1 protein-coding gene is annotated in these 1,133 nt (G+C 50.8%); it reads left to right on the plus strand.

The genetic code is table 11. The features are described 5' to 3' along the window. Window positions 1-978 (plus strand): SPFH domain-containing protein (locus AC3DOM_RS17060; RefSeq protein ID WP_487920236.1); only part of this gene is annotated, 978 nt, incomplete at its 5' end. Window positions 979-1,133 lie beyond the last annotated feature (155 nt).

Genomic DNA, 1,133 nt, shown 5'->3' on the forward strand with positions numbered 1-1,133 from the left:
GAAAAAGGGATTGGTGACTATCGCATTGGATCGCAAGTGATCGTCCGTGAATCACAAAGTGCTGTTTTCTTCCGCGATGGACAGGCGCTGGATGTTTTTGGACCCGGCCGTCACACGATTGCCACCGCCAATATCCCCAAGATCATTGATTTTATAGGCAAAGCCTTTAATGATCGCACGCCGTTCCCGGCAGAGGTTTACTTTGTCTCGACGAAAGAATTTGCCGATCTAAAATGGGGAACACCGCAACCGATCATTGTCCGTAATCCGGGCGTAGGTTTAGGCGTTGCTCTCCTTCAAGGTTTCGGAACATACTCCATCCAGGTCAGCGACCCGCAACAATTTGTAACGCAAGTTGTAGGCGCGCAAGAAACCTACGACATGGGCGATATAGATAATCGTCTGCGCACAATGCTGCTCTCAAAATTCGCCGATTTACTTGGCGAAACCGGTGCAGATAATAACGTCCTCGAAATGATCGGCCTGACCGAGGAACTTGGCGCTGGTGTCCGCGCAAAAGCACAGCCTGACTTCGCGGCGCTCGGCCTGACGCTAAAATCATTTTACATCGGCAATCTGAAGCCCTCTTCCAAGTCGGCGCAGGAATTGCGCGATATGGGTATGCTCGATATGGCAACTTACACACAATTACAGGCAGCAGATGCCCTCCGGGATGCAGCTCAAAACGAAGGCGGAGGTGCAGGTCTTACCGCTGGAATCGGTGCTGGGATGGGCATAGGCAATTTGATGCAGCAGGCCACATCTGGAGCAGTCGCCCAACCACAAAAGGGAGAGGCTACTGCCGCAGCCGGAGCAAGTATGCCGGATGTAATGACTCCCTCCGAAGCTGCCGCAATTCTGCGGGTTTCTGAAGAAGATGTGGTTGCCGCGATCAAAGCTGGCGATCTGAAGGCCAAGAAACTAGGCAGCGCTTATCGCATCAGCAAAGGTGCGTTGGAAAAATTCCTGAGCGATTAAATGTACGTTTGAATGTTGGAAGGTTATAAAGTTAAAGGTCGTTCTCTTCATCGAGAACGACCTTTTTTGTACGGCCGAATAATCAGTATTCAATTCCTGAGCGGAAGGTGATCGTTTTTGAGCCTGTAGTCGAAGGACGGTATACTACTGGTAAC

This window comes from Candidatus Desulfolinea nitratireducens, assembly GCF_982879505.1.